A 7,445-nucleotide genomic window follows, 5' to 3' on the forward strand; every position below is an offset into this window, starting at 1 on the left:
GAGGACCGATTCTAAAGAATCGGTCCTTGAATGATTTTGCCAGTAGCAGCTTAAGAAAACTTTCAACACCCGTTAGCTGGTCAGCTTAAATTGGCTGTTGTACAACTCGTAGTAGAAGCCGCGCTTGGCCAGCAGCTCTTCATGTGTGCCGCGCTCCGCGATTCCGCCATGATTCATGACAAGAATCTGGTCGGCCTCGCGGATCGTGCTTAGACGATGGGCGATGACAAAGCTGGTCCGGCCTCGCATCAGGGCGCGCATGGCGGTCTGAATATGCATCTCGGTTCGGGTATCGATGCTGCTGGTTGCCTCGTCGAGAATCAGAATAACGGGATCGGCAAGCACGGCGCGAGCGATCGTCAAGAGCTGCCGCTGGCCCTGGCTCAGGTTGCCGCCGCCCGACAGGAGCTGCGTATCATAGCCATCGGGCAGCTTCATGATGAAGTCATGCGCATTGGCAAGCTTGGCGGCGGCTTCGATCTCTTGGTCCGTGGCATCCAGCCGGCCATATCGAATGTTCTCCCGGATCGATGCCGAGAATACATAAGCATCCTGAAGCACGATCCCCAGCTGACTGCGCAGACTGTCCTTATCCAGTTGGCGGATATCGCTGCCATCTATGGTGATTACGCCATCATCTATCTCATAGAAGCGGGTGAGGAGATTGATAATGGTGGTTTTGCCGGCGCCTGTCGGGCCGACGAGCGCAACGGTCTCACCCGGCCGGGCGGTAAGCGAAACGTCCCTCAGAATCGGGACGCCTTCCTTATAGCTGAAGGACACATGGTCAAATCGTACCTCGCCATACATATCGTCCGCTTTTTTCGTCTGTTCATTGCCGCGGTATTCGGACTCCGTATCGATAATCTCAAAGACCCGTTCTGCCCCGGCAACCGCAGATTGCACCAGGTTGAACTGGTTCGCCAGATCGTTCAAAGGCCGTTGAAACTGCTTCGAATAATTCAGAAACGCAACGACGACCCCGACGGTTGTGAAATCCTTGAAAGCCATGTAGCCGCCAACCGCTGCTATCAAGGCAAAACTGACATTATTCAGTACGTTCATAACCGGCCCGACCGTGCCCGAATAGATCTGGGCTTGAATGCTGGCGTCGGTCAGCTTTTTGTTCATGTCATCAAACTGGGCAGCGGCATGCCGTTCGCGGCGATATACCTGCACGACCTTTTGGCCCGAAACGGTCTCATCAATGAATCCGTTAAGCTCTCCCAGCAAGCTTTGCTGCTTGGAAAAATGCTTTCTTGTCCGGCTTGCCACCGTCTTCGTGAACAGCATGACAAGCGGAATGGTCACCATGCTGAGCAGCGTAAGCCACACGTTGAGGTACAGCATGATGGCAAGCGATCCGATCAGGGACAGAACGCTGGAGATGAGCTGGGTTACGCTTTGATTCAACGTACCGGAGACATTCTCGATATCATTGGTCGTGCGGCTCATCAATTCGCCGTGCGTCTTGCTGTCGAAGAAGCGGAGCGGCAGGACTTGAAGCCTTGCAAAGATATCCCGCCGCATGGCCAGAATGGACAGCTGGGAGACTTTCACCATGACATGCTGCTGAAGCCATGCCGTGAGCGCGGTGCCAGCATAAACGGCAAGAAGTATCGCACATAACCCCATAAGTCCTCTGATGTCTCCCGGGATGATGTAATGATCCACGGCGTTCCCCAGCAGATAAGGGGCAATCAGTGAGAGCAGCGTCGTTACGAGCGTGAATACGAAAACAGCCATCATGCCGCCTTTGAACGGACGGATATAGCTCCATATCCGGCGTATCGTATCCATCGTATGTTTCGGCTTGGCTTTGGCTATCGTCATTCCGCGGATGGCGTTGCCGCCTCGCATGCTAAGGTCCGGACCGTCCGTATGATGGGCATGCTTGGAATCCTGATTCGGTTTAGCCATGAGAAGACACCTCCTTGCCGAATTGCGATCGATAAATGTCCTGATATACTTCACAGGAAGCAAGCAACTCGTGGTGCGTGCCCTTCGCGATCAATTCCCCGTCATCCAGCACCAATATCAGGTCGGCGTCGATCACGGATGAGATCCGCTGGGCTATCATAAGGCAGGTCCGGTCTTTCATCAGACGGGCCAGCTCTTTCCGAAGCCGCGACTCCGTTCCCGTATCGATGGCGCTGGTGCTGTCATCAAGAATCAGAATGGCGGGTTGAAGCAATAATGCCCGCGCAATGGATATCCGCTGTTTCTGTCCGCCGGACAGGTTCACGCCGCGTTGTCCAAGCACGGTATCGTAGCCATCCGGCATGGAAGTAATGAAATCATGCGCTTGGGCAGCTTTAGCCGAGGCCATTACTTCTTCATCGGAAGCGTCCGGTTTCCCGTAGCGGATGTTGTCCCTTATAGTGCCTGTAAAAAGGATGGATTCTTGCAGGACGATGCCGATTCGTTCGCGCAAAGCGGACAGCTCCATTCTCCGCACATCGGTTCCGTCGATTCGTATCTGCCCGGAGGTCACATCGTACAGACGGGGGAGCAGGGATACCAGAGAGGTTTTACCCGAACCTGTTGCACCCATAATGGCTACATGCTGTCCTGGTCGAACCTTGAAACTGATGTCGCGCAGTACGGGCTTCTGCATCTCCGAGTTATAGGAAAAGGTAACGCGGTCAAACATGATCTCTCCTTGCTTGTACGCATCGGTTGCCGGTTGAACCTCGTTCACAATTTCGGATTCTGTACGCATGACCTCCTGAATACGGTCAGCGGAGACCTTGGCCGTAGAAATCCGTACCAGCATCATGGCCACGGACGAAACCGAGAACAATACCTGCGTGACATAGTTTATAAAGGCTACCAGGCTACCGACCTCAAAGGATCCGCCGATAGCATCCTTTCCGCCGAACCACAGGACGGCCACGATGCTGACATTCAGAATCATGGTCAGGATGGGCATGTTGAGCGCAACGATCCGCTGGGTTTTTACCGAAACTTGCGTGAAGTCCTGGTTCGCATCATGAAATCGGTCCTTCTCGTAACCGGCACGCACGAATGCCTTGGAGACCCGGATTCCGGCGAAATTTTCCTTCAGTACCGTATTCACCTTATCGAGTTTCTTCTGAACGGTGGCGAACAAGGGCAGGGTAGCCCGGATCAGGAAAAACATCACGACGAACAGCAACGGAACGGCAATAGCCAGAATGATGGCCAGCTTGGGGCTGATGATCACCGCCATGATCATGCTTCCTATGGCAAGAAACGGTGAGCGTACGAAGATGCGCAGCAGCATCTGCACCATCGTCTGAAGCTGAACGATATCGCTCGTAAGCCGGGTGATGAGCGACACGGTTGAGATGTCGTCCAGATTGCGGAAAGACAGGGTCTGAACTTTGCGGAACAAATCCCGGCGAAGGTCGGCGCCAAAACGCTGTGAAGCAATGGAAGAATAAATCGTGCACCCGAGACCTCCAAGCAGCCCGATGGCTGCAGCTCCCAGCATGAGCAGCCCTGTACTGAGGATGTGTGCCGTATCGTTCTGCATGACGCCGCGGTCGATAATGCTGGCCATCAGCATGGGCTGAAGCAGATCCATGGCGACCTCCAGCAGCATCAATAGCGGTGCAAGCAGGGCCGCTGTCCAGTGAGGACGTAAATAACGAAATAGTTTAAGCAAGAATAATGGCACCTTCTTTATTCTTATTAGTCTAAATACCAAGGTAAGCCATGGGCTTCAGCCTTGTCAAAGGGTAAAGAGCGAAAGCCCGGGAGGGATTCGCATCTCTTAAGAAAAACTTTAACTTTTCCCTACTTTTCCTTAAACTATATTCTTTAAGATGGTGGGACAAAGATAGAGGGAGTTGTTGAAATTGAAGAAGGGTTTGATATTGCTCGTGATCTTCCTGTTGGTCGGATGCGAGCCCGCACTAACGGAGACGCCAAACGCGAATGATAACAAAGGAACACATAAGGAACAGGATATGAACGCTGGCTCCGACGCGCAGGCGAATCCTCAATCAGAATACGATAACGATGGGAATAAAGCGGCTCAAACGGTCTCAGTGACAGATGAACAAGTAACGCAGGGGAATCTGGTTTTGGTCAACAAGGATCACCCGCTGGACCCGGCAGCCGTACCGACGGATATCGTTAATTTGTTTCAGGATCAAGACTTAATGAACGGTTACGTCGTTCTTGACAACACGATCCGTTTATCGCGCACTGTGGCGGAGCGTTTTGGCGATATGATCCAAGCAGCAGGAGAGGACGGGGTCAATCACTTCATGATCAGCAGCGGGTACCGGGATGAGAGCGAACAAGAGGCGTTATATCGCGAAAAAGGCGCCGATTATGCATTGCCACCAGGCTACAGCGAACATAACCTTGGGTTATCCATGGATATCGGATCTACGCAGAAGGCGATCGATCAATCTCCGGAGGGCGAGTGGCTGAAGAAGCATGCTTGGGCGCATGGATTCATTTTGAGATACCCCCAGAACAAGACGGATGTCACAGGGATCCAGTATGAGCCGTGGCATTTTCGTTATGTTGGGCTTCCGCACAGCATGATCATGCACGAGCTGGATTTTACGCTCGAAGAGTATCTGGATTTTCTCAAGGAGAAAAAAAACTATAAGGCAACCGTAAACGGGAAGGCCTACGAAATCGAGTACGTACCCGTCCAGGCGAAAGAAACGGAAATTGAAGTTCCGGCCGGCAGCGAGTATGAGATATCCGGCAACAACATCGATGGCATGATTGTGACGGTGCAGCTCGGCAAGGATGAGAATGAATGAAACTAACGCCTAAATGGATGGTATTATTGCTGTATGCGTTGTATGTATATGTGCTGGTCAAAATCATTCTGTTCAAATTCGGCGACGTGAACATTTCGTTTCTATGGCATCAACTGCAGCGTTCGATGGATAATCCCGAATATATGCAGAATCGATTGCAATTTGCCAATTTTACGCCGTTTAAGTCCATTCATCAAAATATGAAACGACTCTCGAGCCCGCATGACGTGATCAATCTGTTCGGAAATATCGCGATTTTCATACCCAATGGCATATTCGTCAGTGTATTGCTGAAAAACAAGTGGATGGGATGGCTTGGCGCTTTCGTGACTTCCTTCGGGCTAAGCCTTGGGCTGGAGTGCTCGCAGATTCTCTTTTCGATGGGAAGCTTTGATGTGGACGATTTAATCCTGAATACGGCTGGCGGGGTGATAGGCTGTTCCATGGTCCTCGTCTTAAAACTAACCTTATCGGAAAAACAATCCCATATTGATGAGGGTAGGGGCGGGAAGGGCAAGCCGTTATCGGGGGTGAAGAAGCAAGAGGCCTCATCTTGAACCTGATGATGAGTACCGATTTGACGTTGAAGACATATCTATAAAGGCGGTGGTTATAATCGTGAATAAACGCTGGAAAAGGATCTTGTTCGGTTCCATCGGATTGGTCTTTGTCATGTTCGTCATAAATATCGCATTATATATCCATTCGATCGGTTGGAATAATATCAAACTGATGTATTCGCTTCATACCACCGACAAATCCGTCGTAAAGATTGATGATCCTTCGAACGGCCATGGACTGTATCTTACGAAGATGAGGCAACCGGCTGAAATGATTAAGGAGCGGATGCAGCGCGAGGATTGGCATTATGTTATGCAAGAGGGCTCCGGCTATTTTTTTGAAAAGGATGACCAGGATGTCGTGGTGACAACCAAGATATGGCCGAATCGTTATTTTGTCAGAATTTCGGTTCAGCATGACGTCGTGAATTTAGCCGACTGATGGCATGGCTGTTATCCCAAACAAAAAAAGCATCGATAAGATGCTTTTTTTGCGTGGGTGCCCGCTAATCGACCGTTTCTTTGGCAATATGCCGTGAAAAAGTCGCAGCGTTAACATGGATCTCGCTTTCTCTCACGCCTCGGCCGATCCGGTCTGCGCGCCGGATGGCACGCCGCGGAGCCAGCTGCGCCGCCATTTCAGCTGCATCACAATCGTAAGGGCCAGCGATGCGGCGGCAATGAAACTCAGAATGATGAACCCGGCGGTGTATGAGCCTGTCGCTTGGTACAATCGACCCAATATCAGCGGAAGCGCGTAGCCGCCCAAGCCTCCGGCAGCCCCGACAATCCCGGTAACCAGGCCGATCTCGCCGGCAAACCGTTGAGGGACAAGCTGAAATACGGAACCATTCCCCGCGCCCAGGCACATCATGCCGATAAACAGCAGCGAGACGACAAGCCATAGCGGCGGCAAGAAGGAGACGCCGATCAGCATAATGGCAGCTCCGGCATAGAGAAACATCAGCATTCGCGAGCCGCCGATACGATCGGCCAGAAAGCCGCCTACAGGACGGAAGAAGCTCCCTGCTATGACGCAGATCGTTGTAATGTCCGCAGCCTGAACCGCGGAAAGGCCATACTGGGTGTTGAAGAAGATCGTTAAATAGTTGGCGAGCCCGACAAAGCCGCCAAACGTCACGCAGTACAGGGCACAGAATACCCAAGCATCGCGCTGTTTAAGCACATTGCCATATTCGGACAGCCGTTTGGGGGCAGGCCGATTCGGACTGTTGCGGGCAAACAGCGAGAAGTAGATGAAGACCAATACAATGGGAATGATGGCAAGTCCGAAGACAATCTCCCAGCTTCCGAAATGCTGCGCCAGCCGGTTGGCGAACAGGGTCGCCAGGACGGTGCCGCTGTTCCCGGCTCCGGCGATTCCCATCGCCAGGCCTTGATGTTCTTTGGGATACCACTGTCCCGCAAGAGGAAGTGCTGCGGCGAACGAAGCTCCCGCGACGCCGAGAAGAATCGCAACGACGTACAATTGATCAAGGGAATCTACCCATAACCAGCCAAGCAAAAGAGGGACCAGCGTGACGATCATCCCGATCTGAGCCGTTAGCTTCGGGCCGATGCGATCGGCAAGGAAACCTAGTACGAGCCGAAGTATCGAGCCGCCAAGAACGGGAAGTGCCACCAGATTTGCCTTCTGCACCGGATCCATCGGATAATCTCCGGCAATGACTACCGCAAGCGGTCCGAGCATGCCCCATATCATGAAGCTGATATCGAAATACAAAAAAGCACCGAACAGGGAGGGCTTGTGCCCGCTTTGCCAAAATCCTTTCTTCTCCATGGTTTTCGCTCCTTATCCAAATGTGTACGTTCTCTATACCTGGTGCGGATCTTCAGATGCAGGCATAAAAAGGCCGCAATTCGCCCATTGCAGAACGACTTGCGGCCTCGTTGCCCAAGACGCAGACACGTCATTGTGTCTTCCGTCTGTGAAATATATGATTTTGCTGATTCACATTCTAGATAACAGGTCAAATGAATGTCAATATACATCACACAAAAAATCGAATAATTATAAATCATTAAAATTCCGTTGACTAAATGTCATATATCGTGGCTTATCGAATTTCGTCAAGTAAGCTAGATGTAGGTTACG

Annotated in this window: 6 protein-coding genes; 3 read left to right on the forward strand and 3 right to left on the reverse strand. The window is 51.7% G+C overall.

Annotation, left to right across the window (positions count from 1 at the left end; translation table 11 throughout):
• Positions 1–72 precede the first annotated feature (72 nt).
• Positions 73–1,920, reverse strand: a complete 1,848-nt coding sequence (locus RB298_RS10255; protein ID WP_486047008.1) for an ABC transporter ATP-binding protein — start codon at positions 1,918–1,920, stop codon at positions 73–75.
• Positions 1,913–3,649, reverse strand: a complete 1,737-nt coding sequence (locus tag RB298_RS10260) for an ABC transporter ATP-binding protein (RefSeq protein WP_486047009.1) — start codon at positions 3,647–3,649, stop codon at positions 1,913–1,915. The genes RB298_RS10255 and RB298_RS10260 overlap by 8 nt, the downstream gene beginning before the upstream one ends.
• Before the next feature lie 193 nt (positions 3,650–3,842).
• Here RB298_RS10260 and RB298_RS10265 point away from each other — a divergent pair, with 193 nt between their 5' ends.
• The 3 genes from RB298_RS10265 (at position 3,843) to RB298_RS10275 (ending at position 5,771) form a co-directional block, all read left to right on the forward strand.
• Positions 3,843–4,769, forward strand: a complete 927-nt coding sequence (locus tag RB298_RS10265) for a M15 family metallopeptidase (RefSeq protein ID WP_486047010.1) — start codon at positions 3,843–3,845, stop codon at positions 4,767–4,769.
• The gene (locus RB298_RS10270) at positions 4,766–5,326 is read left to right on the forward strand and encodes a VanZ family protein (protein ID WP_486047011.1); all 561 of its coding nucleotides are present in this window, start codon (positions 4,766–4,768) and stop codon (positions 5,324–5,326) included. The genes RB298_RS10265 and RB298_RS10270 overlap by 4 nt, the downstream gene beginning before the upstream one ends.
• A 61-nt stretch (positions 5,327–5,387) precedes the next feature.
• The gene (locus tag RB298_RS10275) at positions 5,388–5,771 is read left to right on the forward strand and encodes a hypothetical protein (RefSeq protein ID WP_096773521.1); all 384 of its coding nucleotides are present in this window, start codon (positions 5,388–5,390) and stop codon (positions 5,769–5,771) included.
• Positions 5,772–5,903: 132 nt separating this feature from the next.
• Here the strand turns inward: RB298_RS10275 and RB298_RS10280 are convergent, their stop codons facing one another.
• The gene (locus RB298_RS10280; RefSeq protein WP_096773461.1) at positions 5,904–7,130 is read right to left on the reverse strand and encodes a nitrate/nitrite transporter; all 1,227 of its coding nucleotides are present in this window, start codon (positions 7,128–7,130) and stop codon (positions 5,904–5,906) included.
• Between the last annotated feature and the right edge of the window lie 315 nt (positions 7,131–7,445).

The sequence above is a fragment of the Priestia sp. BR_2 genome, assembly GCF_041954005.1.
Taxonomy (GTDB): Bacteria; Bacillota; Bacilli; order Paenibacillales; family Paenibacillaceae; genus Paenibacillus_AQ; species Paenibacillus_AQ lautus_A.

Excerpts from the sequence above, each read along its gene's own strand:
- RB298_RS10255 (WP_486047008.1), bottom strand. The coding sequence starts at position 1,920 with ATGGCTAAACCGAATCAGGATTCCAAGCATGCCCATCATACGGACGGT.
- RB298_RS10280 (WP_096773461.1), bottom strand. The coding sequence starts at position 7,130 with ATGGAGAAGAAAGGATTTTGGCAAAGCGGGCACAAGCCCTCCCTGTTC.
- RB298_RS10270 (WP_486047011.1), top strand. The coding sequence starts at position 4,766 with ATGAAACTAACGCCTAAATGGATGGTATTATTGCTGTATGCGTTGTAT.